We start from the raw sequence: 22,053 nt of genomic DNA on the forward strand, positions 1-22,053 counted from the left end.
CCCGCGCGCCACGTGGTGGCGGACGTAGGCTGTCGACATGGCGAATGATCCTGATCGGCAACACCCTGATCGGCCCGAACATGGCCACGAAGGTGCCGATACGTTAGTGCCGGCGGACGACCTTGTTCATAGCGCTGTCACTCTCGCGCGCCGATGGGTTGATGAAGCGGCAACCGCCGATGTCGATCTTGCAGCGCAGCGGCTCGCCGGGGTGTTGAAAGACCCTAAAGGTCTGCCCTTCACGCTGGGATTCGTCGATGGGGTGATGCGTCCGGAGTCGCATTTCGCGGCAGCATCCCAATTGAACCGCATCGCACCTCTGGTGCCCGACTTCTTGCCGTGGTACCTGCGCGGCGCTGTTCGGGCTGGCGGGGCAGTCGCACCGGTGATCGCCAGCCCGACAGTACCGATCGCGCGGCGGGTGCTGCGCGAGATGGTTGGACATCTCATCGTTGACGCGCGGCCCGAGAAGCTGGGTCCTGCCCTCGTGCGAATCCGCGAGTCAGGGGCGACAGTCAACTTGAACTTGCTGGGCGAAGCGGTGCTGGGCGAGTCCGAAGCGAAACGGCGGCTCGATGGAATTCACGAGCTCATTCGCCGGGATGATGTCGACTACGTCTCGGTGAAGGTCTCAGCCATCGTGAGCCATGTATCGATGTGGGCGTTCGACGAGGTCGTCAGCACCGTCATTGAGCGGCTGCTGCCGCTGTATCTCACCGCAGCCGATAACGGCACCTTCATCAATCTCGATATGGAGGAGTACCGCGACCTCGACCTGACCGTCGCTGTTTTCACCAGGCTGCTTGCTCATCCGAGGCTTAAGGCGATGGAAGCCGGCATCGTCTTGCAGGCATATCTGCCCGACGCCCAGCCAGCCCTTGCCTCGCTCACTGATTGGGCACGCGCGCGTGTCGACGCGGGCGGAGCACGTATCAAGGTGCGACTGGTGAAGGGCGCAAATCTCGCTATGGAGCGAGTGGATGCTGCTCTCCATGGCTGGCCGTTGGTTACCTTCGACTCGAAGCTCGACACCGACGCGAACTATGTGCGCTGCCTCGACTTTGCCCTGCGGCCTGAAAACACCTACGCGGTGCGGCTCGGTGTGGCGGGACATAACCTGTTTGACATCGCATATGCCTGGTTGCTCGCCGGTGAACGGCAAGTGCGAGAAGGCGTCGAGTTCGAAATGCTGCTCGGCATGGCGCAGGGGCAGGTCGCTGCGATCTCACGTGACGTCGGAGCAGTGCGACTGTATGTGCCGGTCGTGAAGCCCGACGAGTTCGATGTCGCAATCAGCTACCTCGTTCGGCGCCTCGAAGAGAACGCTTCAAGCGACAATTTTCTCTCGGCGGCGTTCGACCTGGCCGATGACCCGTCACTGTTCGATCGCGAGCGCGACCGGTTTGTCGCCTCAGTGGCTCGTCAGAATGATGACAGCCTCCCAATCGGAGCGCGCCGCGCGCAGACTCGCGCCAGCGCTTCGCATCACGCTGAAGGCCCGAAGGGCGACAGCCCGCGCCTCTTTCGCGAGACGCTCGCCCTTGACTCCGAGGGTGATCGCGAGCGGGCTGTCGATGCAGGCCTGACACAGGCGGTGCTCGGCATTGCACGATCTGCAGCCTTAGACCCTGATGAAACCGTGCCCGTTGTTCCGCTCGCCGCCGAACAGCGCTTTGGTGCAGACAGTTTCGTCGAAACTGCGGTGTTCGCCTCGCGTCAGGGAAACCAGGCGGCAGCGGGCGCGCCTGGCTTCGTCAATACCGCCGACACCGATCCTGCACTGCCGGCAAACCGCGCCTGGGGTCGCGAGATCGTGGCGCGAATCAGTGACTCCGCTGCCGGAGACGCGACGATCGCCGCCGCGCACGTCGCAGAAGCTGAGCAACTTGAACAGATCGTGGCGCACGTGAAAGAAGCAGCGGCGCAGTGGGGTTCGCTTCCCGCCGCCGATCGCGGCACCGTTCTGCTCGCCGCCGCAAGCGCGCTTGAGAGCCGCCGTGCCGAGCTCATCGAAGTGGCCGCGTCTGAAACCGGCAAGGTGCTTGCCGAAGCAGACGTCGAGATCAGCGAGGCTGTTGACTTCGCTCGCTACTATGCGGCGAATGCTCGCGAGCTCGACAGCATGGGCGGCGCAGTGTTCGTGCCTGACCGGCTCACGGTTGTCACCCCGCCGTGGAACTTTCCGATCGCAATTCCCGCCGGCGGTGTGCTCGCGTCACTCGCCGCCGGGTCTGGCGTCGTCTTCAAACCAGCGCCGCAAGCACGGCGCTGTGCTGCTGTTGTCGCCGAAGCGCTGTGGGAAGCGGGGGTGCCGCGGGATGTGCTGGCACTTGTGGACCTGGACGAAGATTCGCTCGGCAAGCAGTTGCTGTCGCATCCAGATGTTGATCGAGTCATTCTCACTGGAGGGTGGGAGACCGCCGCGCTCTTCCGCTCCTGGCGGCCCGATTTGCCTCTGCTCGCAGAGACCAGCGGCAAGAATGCGATGATCATCATGCCCAGCGCAGACATAGATCTCGCTGTTTCCGATGTGGTCAAGAGCGCTTTTGGCCACGCGGGGCAGAAGTGCTCCGCTGCCTCATTGGCGATTGTGGTCGGTTCCGTTGGCCGCTCCAAAAGATTTGCGCGACAGCTGGTCGACGCCACGAATTCGCTTCGCATCGGGGTGCCGTCCGATCCTCGCACCGAAGTGGGGCCGCTTGTGGAACCGCCGCGGGGCAAGCTCAAGTGGGCGCTGACCACTCTCGGCGCAGGGGAGAAGTGGCTTGTCGAGCCGCGAGAATTGCCGATGGATGACACCGCGGGCGACTACCAGGGTCGGGTCTGGTCTCCGGGCATTCGCACCGGTGTGCGACCGGGTTCGCGCTTTCACATGGAGGAGTTCTTTGGTCCGGTGCTCGGCATCATGCGCGTATCGTCGCTGACCCGGGCGCTCGAACTGCAGAACGCCGTGGACTACGGACTGACAGCGGGCCTGTACACCCAAGACCCTGAAGATCTTGCGATGTGGTTGAGAGAGGTTGAAGCCGGCAACCTCTACGTCAACCGGGGCATCACGGGAGCGATCGTGCAACGCCAACCATTCGGCGGGTGGAAACGTTCTTCGGTCGGCGCGGGTGCGAAAGCTGGCGGCCCCAACTATCTCCTCGGTCTGGGGTCATGGCGGGCGACGTCGGGCGCGGCGACGTCGGCAACCCTCCACTTGCGCGGGCTGGACTCTCGCATCACTTCGGTGATCGAAGCCGCTCAGGCGACGCTCGACTACGAGGCATTCGAATGGCTGCGTCGCGCCGCTCTGTCTGATGCGATCGCCTGGGATCGCGAGTTCGGTCGAGTGAAAGACGTCTCCAACCTGGGCGTTGAGCGCAACCTCTTTCGCTACCGGCCGGTTCATGACGTCGATGTGCGCGCCACGGCGGACGCATCGTGGCAGGCGTTGCTGCGCATTGCGCTGGCGGGGATCCGCGCTGGCACAAGGCTGACGATCAGTGCGCCGGTAGGTCTGCCGGCGGCGGTGCGCCGAGCGCTCAGCGATGAGGAGGTCATCGTTTTCGTGGAAACCGAGCAGCAGTGGCTTGAGCGGATGATCGCCAAGCCGAGCGGCGACGCCAATGCATCGAGCGGTATGGCGCCGCGCCCATCGCGGGTGCGCCTTGTCGGGGCTCGAGAGACCGTCTCGGTATTGCGGCGTGCATTGGCGGCCGCGATCGAAGGTGACCCAGATCTCGCGATCTACGACAACGAGGTCACCACGGCAGGACGCCTTGAGCTTCTTACTTTCCTGCGGGAGCAATCGATCACCATCACGGCGCACCGCTTCGGCAATCCCGATGACTGGTCGGCAGACGTGATCTGAGCAAATTTGCGTCGTGTCAAGTATTCTTGACACGACGCATCGCGCCCTGCTACTTTTTTGATGTCAAACATTCCTGACATTTTGGAGTCACTCGTGGTCTACGAAGAGCGCAACGTCTGGGCAGGACTCGCCGTCACTGCCATCGCTATGACGGCCTATGTGGTCGTCGTCTTTCAACAAGCTGCTGGCGGTCCGCTCGTCGAGGTCAACTGGTGGCCGATCATGGCATGGACGATCGGTGCGAGCATCGCAGCATCCATTTTCGTCAGCATTCTCTGGGGCATGTTCGCCGGAATGCGCGACCCAGACGGTGTCGGCAAATCCGACCCGCGTGATCGTGACATTGCGCACATGGGCGGCAGAGTTGGCCAAGCATTCATGGTCATCGCGGGCCTCGGAGTCATCGTGCTGAGCGCGTTTGAAGCTGATTGGTTTTGGATTGCCAACACCATGTTCTTCGGCTTCGCCCTCTCGGCCTTCGTGGGCGGGGTCGCTCAAGTCATTGCGTACCGTCGGGGACTCGCCTGATGGTCAAGCCCACCAAGGTCACCAATTCCATTCGCGCACTTCGCGAGCAATCGAGCATGACCCAGGCAGACCTGGCGCGCCAGATAGGCGTGACGCGCCAAACTCTGATCGCGATTGAGCAGGGCAAATACTCACCGACGCTCGAGCTGGCATTTCAGATCTCGCGCATGTTCGGTGTGGGACTCGACGATCTGTTTCATTACCCGGAGACGAAGGAATCATGAACTCGCTACCCACGACGATGTCGGCATGGTGTCAACAGCAGTACGGTGGCCCCGGTGTGGTGACCCGAGCCCAAGTAGACGTGCCGAACGTAGGTCGCGACGAAGTGCTGCTTCGCATTCATGCCACGTCGCTGAACGCAGGCGACATCTATGTCATGCGCGGTGAGCCTCTGATTTTGCGCGCCGCGTTCGGATTTCGTCGTCCTAAAGAGCCGGTGCGAGGAATGGATGCTGCCGCCACCGTCGTGGCAGTCGGTGAGCGAGTGACCCAGTTCAGCGTCGGTGATGAGGTGGTCGGCGAAGCCCCCGGCGGGGCGTTCGCCGAGTATGCCGTGTCGCCCGCCTCACGACTCGTGCACCGTCCGGCCGAGCTCGACGTCATCGTCGCGGCGGCGCTGCCGCTCGCTGGTGGCACCGCGTGGCAGGCTCTCGATCGTGCCGGCGTGAGCGCGGGGCAGCGAGTGCTGGTGATCGGAGCGTCGGGAGGCGTGGGGACCTTCGCAGTGCAACTGTCCGCGCAGCGCGGCGCCGAAGTGTGGGCGCTTTGCGGCGAGCGCAATCGCCCTCTGGTGGAATCCCTTGGCGCAACCACCACCTTCGACTACAAGAAGGTGCAACCCGGTGCCACCGAGCTCGGCGAGGCGGAGTTCGACGTGGTTATTGACATCGCGGGCACGACAAAATTGCGTGCGCTTCAACGTCTCGTGCGTGACGGCGGCAAAGTAGTGCTGGTGTCGGGCGAGGGCGGGCGCTTGGTGGGGCCGCTCGCGCGGTTGGCCGCAGCATCCATCCTTTCGGTGGGATCAAAACGCAAGCTCCTTCCTCTCGCAGCGGTAGCCAACCAAGACACCTTGAACAGCTTGGTTGCGCTCGCGGTGGCAGGTTCGCTCGCGCCGCCGATTGAGCGAGTGTGGTCGTTCGAAGAGGTGGATGCCGCGCTGGCGCATGCCGACAACGGTCATACCGTCGGCAAGACCGTCGTGACCGTCGCGGGTTGACTAGCGCGACGCCGCACTCGGGCGACTCTTGGCATCGGGAGTTTCGCAGTTCTGCGACTCGGCCGATACCGGCGGTGCCATCGCCCGCCGCGCCCGTTGGCCGGCGCGCACCACAGCCCGCAGCGGCACACCGATCACCATGGCGAGCGAGCCAGCAACAGACTTGTCGAACCTGCCAAGTGCGAGCTTGCGCTCCCACGCATCCCGAATGACGCCGCCTCGTCGGCGCAGCGGCGCTCGCGGTTCCAGCACGCCCTGGTGCCGCAAGGCGACGAGTTCGAGCACGCGGATGCCCCAGTCGTCATCTCGGGCGTCATGGAGGTAGTTCTCGCGAGTCCAGAGCTTGTTCGGCTGATGAAAGCGCCGGTGCACGACGTCATCATCGCTGCCGTACAGCCCGCTCTCCTCGAAGACTTCGTTGATGAGCTCGGGCGCGACGCCAAACGAATCAAGCGCGATCACCGGCACCCCGAGTGCGATCGCCTCGATTGCCGAGGTTGAACTGATGGTCACCAGCCCTTCTGCCGTGGCCAGAGCGCGACGCATAGGTTCAGTTGAGGTGACCAAGTTCTCGGGCGGCCCACCCAACTCGTCGATCAGGTCAGTAAGCGGCATGGATTCCGAGTGGGTCTGGTGTTCGCCCTGCGCGGCGCGCAGCTTGAGCACCACCCGCCGCGCAGGGTTCGCTTTTGCCGCGCGGATGAGAAGTGCGGCGACTTCAAGACGATCCTCTCGCTCGAGCGGAACGATTGCTTGGGCGGCAAAAACCAGATCTGTCCCGCGTGAGCTCGTCGTGTCATCAACTCGAGCCCGCACAGCGAACGGCAACGAAGCGAGAGCGAACCTGGGCTCGAAGCGTTGGGAGGTCGCCACGTGAGTGAAGCTGGCGATCTCGCGATGGGAGTGCAACACGAACAGATCGCATTGCGCACGAAACAGAAGCGCTTTTCGCGTCGCAGGGATAGAGATGCCGGGAAGCCCCGTCACGATCACCGGACGCGGTTCGATGTGCGCGACCAATCGTGCGATGACTCGGGCGAGGGGGCCACGCGCCGCTACGAGCACGGCATCGGGGGGATCAGCTGTGAGCTGCTCTTGAAACTCGTCGAGGGTGAGGCGAGACACCGCAAGGGCAGGCAGGCCGCTTCCCGCAAGCGCGGCGCCTTGCTGCTCGGCACTCACCGCAAGTGGGGTTTCGAGCACCACGAATCTGCTCGACCACTGCGCGGGTGCGCAGCCCAGCAGCGCCGCACCCCACTTCACGTACGAATCGGTATCGCCGACGCCGACAATGCGCAGCGTATGGCGACCGGCTCCCTGCGCCGTCACGGCCGTCACCGCCGTCACCGCTGTCACGCGGGAACGCGGCGAAGCTTTGCCATTGGGGCGGGTTCGCCGGGATAAACCCGCTTCACGCCGTCACCCAGTGCTTCTTCAATGACACGAATGTCGCGCACCAGGTGCTCGAGGCCGGTCGGTTCAAGCGATGCTGCGTGGTCCGATCCCCACATCGTGCGATCCAGAGTGATATGGCGCTCGACTGCGACAGCCCCCAGTGCCACCGCTGCCACGGAAATCTGCAGGCCGCGCTCGTGGCCCGAATAGCCCACCGGAACGCCGGGGAATCGAGCGTGCAAAGCCGGAATCATGCGCAGGTTCGCCTCGTTCGGCTCCATCGGATAGGTAGAGGTGGCGTGCATGAGGAGCAGACGACCGGTTCCGAGCACATCGACGGCGGCGTCGATCTCATCAGCCGTCGACATTCCCGTCGATAGGATCACCGTCTTGCCGGTGTCTCGCAGTGCGTTCAACAGCCCATGGTCGGTGAGGCTGGCCGAAGCCACTTTGTGCACGGCGACGCCCAAATCTTCAAGAAAGGCGACGCTCGGTTCGTCCCAGGGAGAAGCGAACCACTCGAGGCCGCGCAGCATCGCGTAGTCCGAGATCTCGATGTACTCATCGCGGCCAAACTCGACGCGGCGACGATAGTCGAGGTACGACATCGTTCCCCACGGTGTCTCCCGCTGAATGCTTCGCATGTGCTCGGGGGTTGCGAGCTCCGGGGTGCGCTTTTGAAACTTCACGGCGTCGGCGCCCGCGTTCGCGGCGACATCGATGAGCTGTTTCGCGATATCCACATCGCCGTTGTGGTTGAGGCCGATTTCGGCAATGACATAGACCGGGCGATCGCTCCCGACCACACGATTTCCAATGGTGACAGTCACGAGGTGGACCTTTCGCTGTAGGCGGATGCTGACCCATCGCGCGCTTTCAATGTGAGATCAGCAAGTTCACGTACCGCGCCGGATCCACCAGCGCTTGCGAGAATGACGCGCGCTGCTGACAACACCGCCGGGTGGGCATCGCGTACGGCAACGGGCCAGCCGACGATCTCGAGGCAGCCGAGATCGTTCACGTCATTTCCGAGGTACGCGACGCGAGACAGTTCAACTCCGGTCGACGCTGCCCAAGAGCGCAGTGCTGACACCTTGTCGTCGAGTCCCTGATGCACCTCGATCTGAAGCTTGGCCGCGCGGGCTGACACCACCGGGTTCGTCTCTGCAGACAGGATCAACACCGGAACATTCGCGCGCCGCAAGAGAGCAACGCCCATCCCGTCGGAGCGACTCACGCGCACCGACTCTTCGCCGCGGTCGTTGATCACCACGGTGTCATCGGTGTGCACACCGTCGAAATCGGTGACCAGCGCATCGACATCCATCGCTTCGTTCGTGTCGATCCGCGGGGCGAGCAGGCATGCCATCTCGAGCTCAGCAAGGGTGTCGATTTCGATGGCGGTCTGTTCGGGCACCTCGATGATGCCGATGCTTCCAAAGAACCGGTGACCGACAGCGCGGAACGCGCGTGCACGCATGACGTAGAACGCTCCGGTCTCGCGGTAGTGGGGTTCTCGATCCTGCCGCCGAGGTCGCTTGTCGACGTCGTGGCCTTCGGTGACTGCGCACCCACCGTCACCGCGGCGCCACATGAACGAGAAAGTCTGGACAGCAGAAAAAGCGACGTCGCGCCGGCGCGAGCTCACCACCCGCACGGCCTCGGTCAAAGCCGTCGAATCAATGAACGGCGAAGTGGCCTGCAAGAAGGCCAGCAGCTGCACTCCGATGCCGCGGGCCTCAAGTTCGGTGAGCGCGTGCAGCAGTGCGCTCTCAGACGATGCTTCGTCGCCGGCGATGTCGGCGGGCCGCATCACCACGTCGGCGCGCCATTCCCTAGCCACCGCGGCAATCTCTTCGCTATCGGTGGTCACGACGACGCGGTTGATCTCTGCGCATCGTTGCGCGGCAAGAATCGCTCGTGCGACGAGGGGAATGCCGCCCACCCGACGGAGGTTCTTTCGTTCGATGCCTTTCGATCCGCCGCGTGCCGGAATGATGGCGACTGTCTCGCTCACGTGCTGATGCCAATCTCTGGACTCGGGGCACTCTTGTGCACTCGTGATCCGGTGCCGCGAAGAACCAGCGGCAATGTGGTGGTCGTCGTCGACGGCTGACTGAACACATCGACGGGCGTCGGATGACCGGCCAGAATGAGTTCGATGGGCAGCGAGGTCTGCACAACTGCCACGCCCGCGATTGCCCGCACCGCTTCGAGCTGACTGGGTGTCTCGCGGCGGTGGGGGAAGTACTCCACCGCGCCCGCCGCGGCGATGTGCGCAACCCAGCGGGTGTAATGCTCAATGGGCATCCGTCCGTCGACCGGGCGCGCGCTTCCGAGCACTATGCGCCGTGCCCGAGGCTTCACCGCGACACCCTGCGCGCTCGAGCGTGTCCACTCAAACGAGTGATGGTGAACGGAAAAGCCCAAGTTGGCGAGCGCATCTTCGCGTTCAACCCCAAGATCAAAAGCGCTGTACACAGTGGCGTTGCGGGCCCGCGCCGCTCGTCTCACGTTCTCGAGAGCGAACGGACGTAGCCGAGTAGTGAGCCCGCGTTCTTCGATCCCGGGGCGCGCATACGGGCGTGAGCCAACAAGACTCTCGACGAGCGGTATGGTGTTGGACCCATCATCGAGAAACGTGATCTGTCGCGGCCGTAGCACTGCCGCAGCGAGTCGAAACTGTCCCGAGAAGCCATCGCCGATGAGCCAGTGCCCGTGCTGTGACAGCAATTTCCACGGAATGCCGAGGTATGGATCCATTCGGCCGAACCAGGCACGACGAGCGAGAAGCTCGTCGGCCGTTTCGGGCATTTGTGCCGTCAGGCGACCAGCAACCGGCACTGCACGACGGTGAGCGGCGCCCCACTCTGCGGCTCCGATGAGCTGCAGGGGCGACTCTACCCACGCCAACACTGCGTTGCGATCCATTTTTCCTCCGGTCTCTCGACGATGCGTGATCACAATGGCGCGGGGGAACCAATGAGGTGACTGATGGGCAACGAGACAGTGAACTGCCGGGTGTCATCTCGAATGCCCTGCACACTGTCTGTTTCAAGCCCGCGCAACTTCACGTGGCAGAATGAATGCGGCGTGCCCGAATCGTTCCCTTCGCTTTTGCCTTGTGACTGAGTGCAAAGAGCCGAAGGCCGTCGGGCCCCAGGACAGCGTCCGCCGCCCCTTCGCAAGGAGCACTATGTCCACGCAGAACCCCGCGTCAGCACCGGCTGTCGAAACCACCCCTCGAGTCCAACAGCGCCGCACGTACCTGATGTGCCGCCCCGAGCACTTCACCGTCACGTACTCGATCAACCCGTGGATGGAACCGTCCAACCCGACCGACACTGCGCTCGCCGTCAGCCAGTGGCAGCAGCTGCATGACACCTACGTTGCTCTTGGTCATGATGTGCACCTGATCGACCCCATCGAGTCGTTGCCCGACATGGTCTACACCGCTAACGGTGGGTTCATCATCGACGGTGTCGCGTACGGGGCCAAGTTCCGCTTCACTGAGCGCCAGCCCGAAGGACCGGCCTTCATGGAGTGGTTTGCCGCCAACGGGTTCACCGTCGCCGACCCGGTTGAGGTGAACGAGGGCGAGGGTGATTTCCTGCTCGTCGGTGACGTCATTCTTGCCGGAACCGGCTTCCGTTCGACCGGTGACAGCCACAGCGAGCTGGGTCGAGTTTTCGGCAAAGAGGTCATCTCGCTCAACCTGGTCGATCCGCGTTTCTATCACCTCGACACCGCCATCTCGGTGCTCGACCCGGTTGAAGGGGCCAACGGCGCAGCGAAGGCAAACATCGCCTATTTGCCCGGTGCATTCGATGCCGAAGGCCAGCGAATTCTCGCTGAGCGTTTTCCCGATGCGATCAAGGTGTCAGACGAAGACGGCGCGGTTTTTGGGCTCAACTCGTCGAGCGATGGTCTCAACGTCATCATCTCGCCTCGCGCGAAGGGCTTTGAGAAGCAACTTCGCGAGCGCGGCTACAACCCGGTGCTCGTCGATCTCTCAGAACTCCTGCTGGGTGGAGGAGGCATCAAGTGCTGCACCCTGGAACTGCGACGCTGAACGGAAATCCCATGACGACTCCCTCATTTCACACCGAAGCTCTTCGCGTGATCGATACCGCAGAAACTCATCTCGCCCACAACTACAACCCCCTCGAGGTTGTCGTTTCGCGCGGTGAAGGTTCGTGGGTTACTGACATCGAAGGCAAGCGTTACCTGGACCTGCTGTCGGCATATTCGGCGTTGAACTTCGGCCATGGGCATCCTGCGATTCTTGCGGTGGCGCAAGAGCAGCTGAACCGTCTGACGCTCACCAGCCGTGCTTTTCACAATGACAAGCTCGGCATCTTCGCGCAAGCGCTCGCCGCGCTGTGCGGCAAAGACCTGGTGCTGCCGATGAACACCGGTGCGGAGGCCGTCGAGTCGGGCATCAAGGTCGCGCGCGCCTGGGGCTATCGGATCAAAGGCATCACGCCGGATGCTGCGACAGTCGTCGTCGCACACGGAAACTTTCACGGGCGCACCACCACGATCGTTGGATTCAGTGATGACGCGAGCGCGCGCGACGACTTCGGTCCGTTCGCGCCGGGCTTCGTGCAGGTGCCATTCGGCGATGCTGCCGCGATTGACGCCGCCATCGACGACAACACCGCTGCGGTGCTTATCGAGCCTATTCAGGGTGAAGCGGGGGTAGTCATTCCTCCGGAGGGCTACCTTCGTGCGGTGCGCGAGATCTGTACCCGTCGCGGTGTGCTGATGATCGCGGATGAAATTCAGGCCGGACTCGGCCGGGTCGGAACCACCTTCGCGTGCGATCGCGAGCAGGTCGTTCCTGACATGTATCTGCTCGGCAAGGCGCTGGGCGGCGGCATTGTTCCGCTCTCGGCCGTTGTCGCGAACCGGGATGTGCTCGGAGTGATCCAGCCAGGTGAGCATGGGTCAACGTTCGGCGGAAATCCGCTTGCGGCGGCGGTCGGGTTGCGCGTGGTCGAGATGCTTGAGTCGGGTGAGTTCCAGGCCCGCGCGAACGCACTCGGTGAGCATCTCGAGGCTGGCCTGAACACCCTGCTCGGCGACGGAGTCACCGAGGTTCGAGTGGCTGGTCTGTGGGCGGGCATTGACATTGACCCGTCGCTGGGTACCGGTCGCGAGATCGCTGAGAAGCTTCTTGCTCGCGGCGTGCTGGTGAAAGACACGCACGGCCAGACGATTCGCATCGCGCCGCCGCTGGTGATTCGCGCGACCGAGATCGACTGGGCCATCGAGCAGTTGCGAGTCGTGCTCGCCGGCTGATCGACTGTGGTTGCCGCAGGCTAAGCGACGTTGATGCTGATCTGCTGCCAACCCGTGGCACCATCGGGCGCGGGAGGCGCGATCGCGTCGGTCTGCGTTTCTCCGTTGACGTTGGTCGCGCGGCAGCTGATCGTGTGCGAACCGCTTGTCGCCGTCCATGGCATGCTCCACTGCACCCAGGTGTCATCTGAGATCGCGGTGGCGAGAGTCGCCTCAAGCCACTCGCCGCCGTCGATCTGCACCTCGACCTTTGACACTCCCACATGAGGCTGCCAGGCGACTCCCGCGATCACGGTCTCGCCCGCAACCACACTCTGGTTGCGGCTCGGAACGTCGATGCGCGACTGCAGCTTGATTGGTCCTCGCTCTGTCCACCCACGGGTAGACCAGTACGCCTTGTCTTGTTCGAATGTGGTGACCTTCAGCTCGGTCACCCATTTGGTGGCCGAGACATAGCCGTAGAGGCCAGGAACCACCATGCGCACCGGAAATCCGTGTTCTATCGGCAACGGTTCATCGTTCATGCCGATGGCGAGAATCGAGTCGCGGTCATCGGTGAGAACACTCAGCGGGGTGGATGCGGTGAAGCCGTCGATCGATTGAGACAGCACCATGTCGGCATCCGCCGTCGGTTCTGCTCGAGCGAGCAGCTCTCGAATCGGGTAGCCGAGCCATTTGGCATTGCCGATCAGGTCGCCGCCCACCGAGTTCGAAACGCATGACAGCGTCGTGTAGCTCTCTTCAAGGGGGAGCGCGACGAGCTCGTCCCAGGTGATCGTGACTTCTTGCTTCACCATTCCATAGATGCGCAGACTCCAATCGGAGGTGTCGACCTGCGGAACGATCAGGGCGGTATCGATGCGGTAGAACTCGGCGTTGGGTGTGATGACCGGGGCCAAGCCGCTGATCCCGAGCTCTGCGCTCGCCGGAACCGCAGCGGCGGGAACCGACGCGGCAGGAAGCCCGATGGCTTGGCGCGCGGCAGTAACGGTGCGCGAACCTGCGCGCACAGCCGAGCCCGCGATGGTTGCGATCACACCACCTGCGGTGGCCACACCCGCCCAGATGAAGAAGGTGCGGCGATCAGGGTGCTGATCCCCAGTCGCGGTTGCCTTCGCGGCAGCGCTCGCTCCGGCTGGGCTGCGTTGGGAAACAACCGGGGGTGCACTCGACGCACGTGGAGGAGGAGTGAGCAGGCCGGTAAGCAGATGTAAAGCAATCGCTGCGGCAACGCCTGCCACCAGTGAGGGCAGCCAGGCGACCGGGCCAGCGTCGGCGCGGGTCATCGCGGCGACAACGCCCGTGGCGCCAAAGGCCCCGACCACCACGAGCCCCCACGGCGGAGTGCGTGACTGTAGCCAACCTGCGAGGGCGGCGAGAGCGAGGGCGACGATTGCAATGCCCACAAACAGCGCGATCTTGTCGGCGGTGCCGAACAGCGCGATGGCCGCGTCTTTTGCCCAGACGGGCGCAGCATCCACCAGAGCATCACCGACGACAGCGAAAGGCGACGACTCTGGAGCGATCACCCCTGCGGTCAACTCGCCAAGGCCTGCGCCGACCGTGATCGACGCGACCCCCGCGGCCCAGGTCAAAGGGTAGGCGGGACGATCACCAGCTTGCTCGATTGCCACGTTCACAGCGTAGGTCGGCCCGTGGGGGCCTATTTCACAATCAGCAGATCCGTAAGAGTTTCACAAGCTCTGTACCAGCTCAGATCGATACGTCAAGCGGAAACACATCTGCAACACCTTCGGACTAGGCTCGGCCCATGGGTGATCTCTTCGACGGTTACGGCTCGACTCTCGCGCCGCGCAAGACGCCCTCGGGTGTTCCCGCGTTCGATGAAATGTTTGGCGGTCCGGCGCAGCCCGGCGGCCCGCATCAATCACGCGAGGCCTACCGAGAGCTACATCAAGCGCTCGCGCAGATGACACAGGAAGAACTTCGAGGGCGAACTGACTCGCTCGCAAGTTCATATCTTGCGCAGGGGGTGACGTTCGACTTCGCTGGTGAAGAGCGCCCGTTCCCGCTCGATGCGGTGCCAAGGGTTATCGCGTACGACGAATGGAAGCGCGTCGAAGCAGGCGTAAAACAGCGCGTGCAGGCTCTCGAAGCTTTTCTTGACGATGCCTACGGTCGTCAGCACTGCGTTCGTGACGACGTGCTGCCCGCAGCGCTGATCGCTTCGTCGCAGTACTTCTATCGGCAGGCCGCGGGCATCCAATCCGCGAATGGTGTGCGCATTCACGTTTCGGGTATCGACTTGATCCGAGACGAGAACGGCGAGATGCGCGTTCTCGAAGATAACGTGCGCGTGCCGTCGGGGGTCAGCTACGTGATCTCGAACCGTCGCGTGATGGCGCAGACGCTGCCCGAATTGTTCGTCTCGATGCGGGTGCAGCCGGTGGGCGACTACCCGAACAAGCTGCTTGCCGCACTTCGTGCCTCCGCGCCGGCGGGCATCGAAGACCCGAACGTCGTCGTCCTTACCCCTGGCGTGTACAACTCCGCGTACTTCGAGCACACGCTGCTCGCCCGGTTGATGGGCGTCGAACTCGTCGAAGGCCGCGACCTCATGTGCATCGGCGGCAAGGTCTTCATGCGCACCACTCGTGGCCCCAAGCGTGTTGACGTGATCTATCGCCGCGTCGACGATGACTTCATCGATCCGTTGCAGTTCCGCGCGGATTCGATGCTCGGTGCCCCAGGCATCATGCTCGCCGCTCGCCTCGGCAACGTGACGATCGCGAACGCTGTGGGCAACGGAGTCGCCGACGACAAGCTGCTCTACACCTACGTACCCGACCTCATTCGCTACTACCTCTCAGAAGAGCCGATCCTCAAGAACGTTGATACCTGGCGGCTTGAAGACCCGCTGGCGCTCGAAGAAGTTCTCGATCGCCTGCCTGAACTCGTCGTCAAGCCTGTGGATGGCTCGGGCGGTAAGGGTCTCGTGGTCGGCCCGGATGCGTCGCCAAAAGAGCTCGATGAGTTGCGCAAGCGTCTCATCGCAGATCCGCGCGGATGGATAGCCCAGCCAGTGGTCATGCTCTCGACCATTCCGACCCTCGTCGAAGATGGGATGCGGCCGCGTCACGCCGACCTTCGTCCGTTTGCCGTCAACGACGGCGATGACGTCTGGGTTCTACCCGGTGGTCTTACCCGTGTGGCATTGCCCGAGGGTCAGTTGGTCGTCAACTCGAGCCAGGGTGGTGGCTCGAAAGACACCTGGATCGTCGGCGGCTCAGCCCCCGGAAGCGTGCAGTACGGGCAGGAAACCACTGCCCCTGACGAGGGTGCGGAACCTGCAGCAGCGACATCTGCGATTTCGATCATCTACCCGGAAGATGTGGCACAGCACACATCGTCGATCCCCGTTATCTATGACGACCAGCCTGCGGTGAGTCACTCGCCCCAGGACCCGTCGCCCTCTACTTCGCAGCAGCAGGAGCAGCAGCAAGAGCAACAGCAGCAACAGCGGCTTGACGCTCCGACAGAGAGTGGTGAATCATGCTGAGTCGCATCGCCGAAAGTCTGTTCTGGATCGGTCGCTACATTGAGCGCAGCGATGGAACAGCGCGCATCCTCGACGTACATCTGCAGCTTCTCTTGGAAGACCCGTGGATTGACGAAGACACTGCGTGCCGGTCTTTGCTTAATGTGATGGGGTCGGCGCCGCCGGAAGGTGTGCAGAAGGTGAACCGCAACGACGTGTTGCAGCGCCTCGCCGTCGACGCGGGAAATCCGGCCAGCATCGCGTATGCCCTCACGGCGTCGCGTGAGAATGCGCGCCGCGCGCGTGAGATCGTCTCGACCGACCTGTGGGAGACGCTCAACACCACGAACGCGCGCATGCCGCGCCGCCTTCAGATCGACCAGGTGCATGACTTCTTCAAGTGGGTGCGCGAGCGCTCGGCGCTCTCGGTGGGACTCGTGGATGCCTCAACCAGCCGCGACGAATCGTGGCAGTTCTTCACGCTCGGCCGAGCTATCGAGCGCACCGACATGACCGCGCGCATGCTGTCTACTCGGTCGTTGACCGAGGTGTCGGGCCCATCGTGGACGACGATTCTTCGCTCGTGCGGTGCCTACGAGGCATACTTGCGCACGTACCGCGGAATTCCGAGTGCACGCAATGCGGCCGAGTTCCTGTTGCTTGACCGGCTGTTCCCGCGCTCGATCATCTACTCGATCCAGCAAGCCGAGCAGTGTATGCACGCCATCGATCCTCGCAACGATCGAGTCGGACACTCCAACACGGTGTTGCGTGCGCTCGGACAGATCCGCAATGAGCTGGAGTATCGGCCCATCTCCGAGATCCTCGACGAGGTGCCGCATCACATGCAGCGCGTTCAAACGGTCACTCGCGAGGCATCCGAAGCTGTTCGCGATCGGTTCTTCCCCACGCAAGCTCAGCCGAGCTGGATCGGAGAAATCTCATGAAACGCCTCCGCATCGAGCACGAGACCGGTTTCACCTATCAGGGCGACGTGTCAGCGTCATACAACGAGGCACGCATGCTGCCCAGCTCCACAGACAGTCAGTTCGTGCTCACGTCTTCACTCGATATCGAACCGTCGACGTCGGTCAACCAGTACGTCGACTACTTCGGTACGCGCGTCGCGTCTTTTGACGTTCTGAACCCGCACAATACGCTCACGCTCACCGCGCGTTCTCTCGTCGAGGTGCGTCCTCGACCTCTTGAAGAGCCGGAAATGACGTGGGATGAGCTCAACCGCGAAGCGTCACGTTTGATCGAATCGGTCGAGCAGCTGGATCAGACGCCGCGCACGAAGCCTCACCCCGAGGTTGCTGAAATTGCTCGTTCGATCGCTTCGCAGCACGAGCGCCCGGGCGAAGCCGCTCGTGCGATCGCTGTCGCCATCGGCAACGCAATGAAGTACGTGGGCGGCATCACGGGGGTGCACTCGACTGCAGTTGAAGCATGGGATGCGCGCAAAGGCGTGTGCCAAGACATCGCACACATCACTCTCGGCGCTCTTCGCGAAGTGGGCATTCCCGCTCGCTACGTGTCTGGCTATCTGCACTCGCGACCCGAAGCTGAGATCGGTGTTCCGGTCGCGGGTGAATCCCATGCCTGGATCGAGTGGTTCGCGGGGGACTGGCAGGGGTTCGACCCGACCAACAACATCGAGATCAGCGATAGCCACGTGCTGGTGGGACGCGGCCGTGATTACGGCGATGTGCCACCGTTGCGCGGCGTCTACGCAGGCCCGTTCAAGGGAACCCTTCATGTGAAGGTGACCATCACCCGAGAGGCGTGATGGCGCCCGAGATGCTAGGCGGGGGAGTCGTCGGGGTCTAGCGCCGCGACGGTGGCTTCTTCGGCAGGGTTGTCGGCGTCCAGCTGGTCTTCAGTAGTGTCGTCGCCGCCCTTGGGTGAATCTCTTTCGGGGGCTCGGTCTTCATCGCGACGCTCATCCATGAACCCACCGTAGGTTGCATCGAACCGTTGCGACAGGGGCTTGCGCGAGATCACGCATCCAGATTCAATATCTGGATGCTGGCTTCGAGGGCGCGGCCAATGGTGGCTGGCCCCGCGCCTGACTTGACCGCGATCATGGCGCCGTCATAGAGCGCGAGGATGAGTTCGGCTTTCGTGTCATCGCCATCGATCATCTGGCTGATCTGATCGAGCTTCATTGCTCGGTGCGTGCGTACTTGCACCATTGCAGCCTCGCTCCGCGGCACTTCGACCGCCGCGCTGGCGAAGGGGCAGCCATGGAAACGCTCGAGTCTGACGTCGTCTGCAAGCTGCTCGAACATCGCGCTCAGCCGGCGCTGCGGGGTGGGTTCGTCTCGGTTGATTTGGGCCATGCCGGCCGTGGCAGAGGCCAGGTTCGCTGAGAGGTATGCCGCCACGAGTTCGTCTTTGCTGCGGAAGTTGTTGTACAGCGTGGCTTTAGTGACTTGCGCATGCGATGCGACGCGCTCGACTCCGGTGGCGTTGATGCCATCTTCGTAGAACAGCTCGCTCGCCGCCCGGAGCAGGCGGTCTCGGGCGGGAACGCGAGGAGCTGTTGCGGTTGTGGGCGTCATGAGTTTGATTATACCGATCGGTTCAGTTATCGTCTAGGTATACCGACCGGTATGGCAAATACTTCGAGAAATGAGTCTTCATGTCTGAGCAGAACAAGATCGCCGTCGTCATCTACGAACCCGCCTCGGGAGACACCTCCCGCATTTACCGGGGACTAAAGACTGCCGCTGAGTTCGTCAAGGCAGGCGACGATGTCGCCGTCGTTTTCGATGGATCAGGCGTCGAGGCACTTGCTGCTCTTAGCGACGCTTCCAACCCATTGCACGGATTGCTTGTGTCTCTCAAAGACGACGTGCGCGGTGCATGCGCCTATTGCGCCACCGGGCACAAGGTCAAAGACCAGCTTGTCGCTGGCGGGTGGCCGCTGCTCGATCAGGCAGCTGGCGAGGCCAGCATTCGCGAACTCGTGAACGAGGGTCGCCAGATTCTCAACTACTGAGGCGCGCCCTGGTATCAGGGCGAAGTTGGTGAGGGGTGGATGCCGCGGCATCCACCCCTCACCCTTATGTACGCGCTGCACGTGTGGGCGATCAGCCTGGGTTGCCGCCACGCGGTTCGTAGCGCGCTGGCGAAAACTCGCGGGCCACAGCGGCCCGCAGCGTTTCGAGTGTTGCATCGGGCCCGAACCACCCGTGAGCGCGTGCCTGCACCAAGACGTTGCCGATCGCGGTCGCCTCAACAGGGCCAGCCAGCACCGGAACGTTAGCGCGGTCAGCCGTCGCTTGGCACAGCAGTCGGTTTAGCGATCCGCCACCGACGATGTGTACAGCGTCGATCTCGCGCCCGGTGAGTTCACCCGCGGTGTGCAGGGCCCCAGCGAATGCTTGGGCGATGCTCTCGACGATCGTTCGTGTGAACGCTTCGCGCGTCACTGGTACTGCCTGGTCATCATCGCGAAGCACCTCGGCGATGCGCGCGGGCATGTTCCCGGGTGCCGCCAGACGCGGATCATTGGCATCGAACAGCGCGATCTTGCCCGCTACCCTCGTGGCGGCATTGAGAAGTTCAGAAAGATCTATCCTCGCGCCGTCTTCTTCTTCCCAGGCACGAACTGTCTCACTGAGCAACCACAGCCCAGTGACGTTGTGCAGAAATCGCACGCGTCCGTCGACGCCGCCTTCGTTGGTGAAGTTCGCCTCTCGGGCGGCATCGGTGGTGACAGGGTGGTCGAGTTCAACACCGACCAAGCCCCATGTGCCACATGAGATGTAGGCCGCGTTCGTTGATGCCATCGGCACTGCGACTACTGCAGAGGCGGTGTCGTGCGATCCCACCGCGATCACCTCAACAGGCGCGCCCACCTGCTTCTGCGCATCGCCACTCAGCGTCCCCACCCGAGCGCCAGGATCGGTGAGCATCGGGAGCACCGAAGGCGAGACAGAAAGGCGCGCCAGCAGTTCAGCGTCCCATTCGCCCGTCGCCACATTCACAAGACCCGTCGTGGAGGCGTTCGTGCGTTCAGCGACCTCCGCGCCGGTGAGCAGGTATGCGACAAGGTCGGGAATGAGCAGAGCTCGATCCGCGCATTGAAGCTGGTTGTCTGCGGCGAACTGATACAGCGTGTTGAACGACAGAAACTGCAGGCCGTTGTGCTGATAGAGGGTGGCGAAGGGCACGGCCGCATGCACCGCCTTGACGCCCGCGTGCGTGCGCTCGTCGCGATAGTGAAATGGCTCGGCGACGAGGCGTCCGGCGCGAAGCAGTCCATAGTCGACCGCCCAGGAGTCGATGCCGATGCTCGCGATCGCCGGCTCTCGTAGAAGCGCTTCGGCAAGCCCCGCCACGATATGACGATAGAGCGCGGTGAAGTCCCAGTGCAGCCCGTCATTGTGCGGCACCGGCCCGTTCGGAAAGCGCGCTACCTGTTCAAGTTCTAGCGCGCCGTCACGGACGCGCCCGATCATCACCCGTCCGCTAGTGGCGCCGAGGTCAACTGCCGCAACGACACCACCCGTCTCGTTCTTCATCGTTGGGCTAGGCGCCCCAGCCCGCCTGTGTTCCGCCGACACGGTCGGCAGCGATCTGTTGCTGGTAGCCCGATGCCGCGTATGCCGCCATTGGGTCAGCGCCGAGCCCACGAGATTCACGCCACTCGGCAAGAGCTGGGCGAACATCGGTGTAGAACGCGTCCATAAGCAGCGCGTTGGCCGCCAACACGTCGTTCGATCGCTGAGCCGCGTCGAGTGCTGCGCGATCGACGAGCAACGCGCGCGCCGTCATTTCTTGCACGTTGAGCACCGAGCGGATCTGGCCGGGAATCTTGTCTTCGACGTTGTGACACTGGTCGAGCATGAACGCCACGTCGGGGTTGTTGAGCCCGCCGCCGCGGACAACCTCTAGCAGAATTCGGAAGAGCTGGAACGGGTCGGCCGCGCCCACGATGAGGTCATCGTCGGCGTAGAAGCGCGAGTTGAAGTCGAACGAGCCGAGCTTGCCCAGGCGCAACAGTTGCATGACGATGAACTCGATGTTCGTCCCAGGGGCGTGGTGGCCCGTGTCGAGGCAGACCATCGCCTTCTCGCCGAGCGCTGCCACGTGCGCATACGACGTGCCCCAGTCGGGAACATCCGTGTGGTAAAAAGACGGCTCGAAGAACTTGTATTCGAGCACCAGGCGCTGCTCATCGCCGAGACGCGCGTAGATCTGCTGCAATGAGTTCTGCAGGCGATCCTGACGTGAGCGCATGTCGTTCTGGCCAGGATAGTTCGAGCCTTCGGCGAGCCAGATCTTCAGATCGCGCGAGCCGGTCGCATCCATCATGTCGATGCACTCAAGGTGGTGATCGATCGCCTTCTGGCGAATACGTGGGTCATGGTGCGTCAGTGCACCCCATTTGTAGTCCTCGTCTTGGAAGGTGTTCGAGTTGACCGTGCCGAGAGTTACGCCGAGGTCTTCGGCATAGCTGCGAAGGGCGGCATAGTCGTCGACCTTGTCCCACGGAATGTGCAAGGCGACGCTCGGCGCGAGCGCGGTGTACTTGTGCACCTGGGCGGCGTCAGCGATTTTCTCGCGTGGGTCACGCGGGGTGCCCTCGGTGGTCCACACGCGAAAGCGGGTGCCCGAGTTGCCGAATGCCCACGAGGGGAGTTCGATGCCTTGCTTTTCAAGGGTGGAAAGAACTTCAGGGGTGAGAATGCTCACGATGCATCGCTCTCTTTCGTGGCTGCGGTTAGTTGGTTTTCAAGGTTGAAGACTTCGGTGAGAGGTTGCGCTGCCTGATCAGGGCGGCCGTCGAGGTCGACGAAGAAGTGGCCCATTTGCGATTCCCATCGGGCAGCCACGGCTGAAGCGGCGAGATACGCCTGGGCAGCTGCATCGTCGTCAGTCTCGTAGTACCCGACGAGGCGGCCCGCCTCGTCGACAAAAAGCGAATAGTTCCGGCGGCCTGATGCAGCGATCTCAGCGAGCATCTCGGGCCATACCGGAGTATGGCGGGCGGTGTATTCGTCGAGTAGCTCCGGCATGATCTGCAGTTGGAAGCAGACTCGTGTCGTGCGGGGTCTTTCGGGATCCGAAAACGTCGCGGTGCTCGTCATTGAGTGTGTCCTTGGATAGCAGGATGAATCGTTTCAAGGGTAGGGGAGAACTCCAAGTTCAGCAACAGTGGAAGAGTCTGCCTCGGTGGCTAGCTGTCAGCCGTCGCCGCGCTACCCTTCTCTAAACTGGTGCGAGCGCGTCGGAGCG

General features: G+C 62.8%; 20 protein-coding genes. 10 read left to right on the forward strand and 10 right to left on the reverse strand.

What is annotated here, in order from left to right:
* Nucleotides 1-37: 37 nt before the first annotated feature.
* From AB0O81_RS09820 to AB0O81_RS09835, 4 genes are read left to right on the forward strand one after another with little or no spacing between them, the layout of a single operon-like run.
* Nucleotides 38-3,856, forward strand: coding sequence for a proline dehydrogenase family protein (locus AB0O81_RS09820; RefSeq protein ID WP_363583717.1), 3,819 nt, complete (start codon nt 38-40; stop codon nt 3,854-3,856).
* A 60-nt stretch (nt 3,857-3,916) separates the two neighbouring features.
* Complete coding sequence (locus tag AB0O81_RS09825; protein ID WP_363583719.1) at nt 3,917-4,384, forward strand: hypothetical protein; 468 nt, start codon at nt 3,917-3,919, stop codon at nt 4,382-4,384.
* The gene (locus tag AB0O81_RS09830; protein WP_363583721.1) at nt 4,384-4,608 is read left to right on the forward strand and encodes a helix-turn-helix transcriptional regulator; all 225 of its coding nucleotides are present in this window, start codon (nt 4,384-4,386) and stop codon (nt 4,606-4,608) included. The genes AB0O81_RS09825 and AB0O81_RS09830 overlap by 1 nt, the downstream gene beginning before the upstream one ends.
* Complete coding sequence (locus tag AB0O81_RS09835) at nt 4,605-5,606, forward strand: NAD(P)-dependent alcohol dehydrogenase (RefSeq protein ID WP_363583723.1); 1,002 nt, start codon at nt 4,605-4,607, stop codon at nt 5,604-5,606. Before AB0O81_RS09830 ends, AB0O81_RS09835 begins: the two co-directional genes overlap by 4 nt.
* Here the strand turns inward: AB0O81_RS09835 and AB0O81_RS09840 are convergent, their stop codons facing one another.
* Genes AB0O81_RS09840 through AB0O81_RS09855 form a run of 4 tightly spaced genes read right to left on the reverse strand, consistent with a single transcriptional unit; the run spans nt 5,607 to nt 9,932 of the window.
* Complete coding sequence (locus tag AB0O81_RS09840; protein ID WP_363583725.1) at nt 5,607-6,962, reverse strand: DUF6716 putative glycosyltransferase; 1,356 nt, start codon at nt 6,960-6,962, stop codon at nt 5,607-5,609. It abuts the gene before it with no gap.
* Nucleotides 6,959-7,831 (reverse strand): N-acetylneuraminate synthase family protein, encoded by an 873-nt coding sequence (locus tag AB0O81_RS09845; protein ID WP_363583727.1) that lies wholly within the window; start codon nt 7,829-7,831, stop codon nt 6,959-6,961. The genes AB0O81_RS09840 and AB0O81_RS09845 overlap by 4 nt, the downstream gene beginning before the upstream one ends.
* Complete coding sequence (locus AB0O81_RS09850) at nt 7,828-9,018, reverse strand: acylneuraminate cytidylyltransferase (protein WP_363583729.1); 1,191 nt, start codon at nt 9,016-9,018, stop codon at nt 7,828-7,830. The genes AB0O81_RS09845 and AB0O81_RS09850 overlap by 4 nt, the downstream gene beginning before the upstream one ends.
* Entirely contained in the window at nt 9,015-9,932 is a 918-nt protein-coding gene (locus AB0O81_RS09855; protein ID WP_363583731.1) for a hypothetical protein, read from the reverse strand. Before AB0O81_RS09855 ends, AB0O81_RS09850 begins: the two co-directional genes overlap by 4 nt.
* A 265-nt stretch (nt 9,933-10,197) precedes the next feature.
* Here AB0O81_RS09855 and ddaH point away from each other — a divergent pair, with 265 nt between their 5' ends.
* On the forward strand, nt 10,198-11,073 hold the full coding sequence (gene ddaH / locus AB0O81_RS09860; RefSeq protein WP_363583733.1) for a dimethylargininase: 876 nt from the start codon (nt 10,198-10,200) through the stop codon (nt 11,071-11,073).
* 11 nt (nt 11,074-11,084) lie between these two features.
* On the forward strand, nt 11,085-12,305 hold the full coding sequence (gene rocD / locus AB0O81_RS09865; protein WP_363583735.1) for an ornithine--oxo-acid transaminase: 1,221 nt from the start codon (nt 11,085-11,087) through the stop codon (nt 12,303-12,305).
* A gap of 20 nt (nt 12,306-12,325) precedes the next feature.
* On the opposite strand, the gene AB0O81_RS09870 is transcribed toward rocD, so the two are convergent.
* Nucleotides 12,326-13,939 (reverse strand): molybdopterin-dependent oxidoreductase, encoded by a 1,614-nt coding sequence (locus tag AB0O81_RS09870; protein ID WP_363583737.1) that lies wholly within the window; start codon nt 13,937-13,939, stop codon nt 12,326-12,328.
* Nucleotides 13,940-14,076: 137 nt separating this feature from the next.
* Here AB0O81_RS09870 and AB0O81_RS09875 point away from each other — a divergent pair, with 137 nt between their 5' ends.
* From AB0O81_RS09875 to AB0O81_RS09885, 3 genes are read left to right on the forward strand one after another with little or no spacing between them, the layout of a single operon-like run.
* Nucleotides 14,077-15,825, forward strand: coding sequence for a circularly permuted type 2 ATP-grasp protein (locus AB0O81_RS09875; RefSeq protein WP_363583739.1), 1,749 nt, complete (start codon nt 14,077-14,079; stop codon nt 15,823-15,825).
* A complete protein-coding gene (locus AB0O81_RS09880) occupies nt 15,819-16,751 on the forward strand; it encodes an alpha-E domain-containing protein (RefSeq protein ID WP_363583741.1) in 933 nt (310 codons plus the stop codon). The genes AB0O81_RS09875 and AB0O81_RS09880 overlap by 7 nt, the downstream gene beginning before the upstream one ends.
* On the forward strand, nt 16,748-17,593 hold the full coding sequence (locus AB0O81_RS09885) for a transglutaminase family protein (RefSeq protein WP_363583743.1): 846 nt from the start codon (nt 16,748-16,750) through the stop codon (nt 17,591-17,593). The genes AB0O81_RS09880 and AB0O81_RS09885 overlap by 4 nt, the downstream gene beginning before the upstream one ends.
* Before the next feature lie 14 nt (nt 17,594-17,607).
* Here the strand turns inward: AB0O81_RS09885 and AB0O81_RS09890 are convergent, their stop codons facing one another.
* On the reverse strand, nt 17,608-17,754 hold the full coding sequence (locus AB0O81_RS09890) for a hypothetical protein (RefSeq protein WP_363583745.1): 147 nt from the start codon (nt 17,752-17,754) through the stop codon (nt 17,608-17,610).
* 50 nt (nt 17,755-17,804) lie between these two features.
* Complete coding sequence (locus AB0O81_RS09895) at nt 17,805-18,368, reverse strand: helix-turn-helix domain-containing protein (protein WP_363583746.1); 564 nt, start codon at nt 18,366-18,368, stop codon at nt 17,805-17,807.
* 80 nt (nt 18,369-18,448) lie between these two features.
* On the opposite strand from AB0O81_RS09895, the gene AB0O81_RS09900 reads away from it, so the two are divergent.
* Nucleotides 18,449-18,808, forward strand: coding sequence for a DsrE family protein (locus AB0O81_RS09900; protein ID WP_363583748.1), 360 nt, complete (start codon nt 18,449-18,451; stop codon nt 18,806-18,808).
* Between the two features lie 91 nt (nt 18,809-18,899).
* On the opposite strand, the gene AB0O81_RS09905 is transcribed toward AB0O81_RS09900, so the two are convergent.
* Genes AB0O81_RS09905 through AB0O81_RS09915 form a run of 3 tightly spaced genes read right to left on the reverse strand, consistent with a single transcriptional unit; the run spans nt 18,900 to nt 21,905 of the window.
* Nucleotides 18,900-20,336, reverse strand: coding sequence for a rhamnulokinase family protein (locus AB0O81_RS09905; protein ID WP_363583750.1), 1,437 nt, complete (start codon nt 20,334-20,336; stop codon nt 18,900-18,902).
* 7 nt (nt 20,337-20,343) lie between these two features.
* Entirely contained in the window at nt 20,344-21,510 is a 1,167-nt protein-coding gene (rhaI, locus tag AB0O81_RS09910) for an L-rhamnose isomerase (RefSeq protein ID WP_363583752.1), read from the reverse strand.
* A complete protein-coding gene (locus AB0O81_RS09915; RefSeq protein ID WP_363583754.1) occupies nt 21,507-21,905 on the reverse strand; it encodes an L-rhamnose mutarotase in 399 nt (132 codons plus the stop codon). The genes rhaI and AB0O81_RS09915 overlap by 4 nt, the downstream gene beginning before the upstream one ends.
* Nucleotides 21,906-22,053 lie beyond the last annotated feature (148 nt).

The organism is Microbacterium sp. NPDC076911 (assembly GCF_040687125.1).
Lineage (GTDB): Bacteria > Actinomycetota > Actinomycetes > Actinomycetales > Microbacteriaceae > Microbacterium.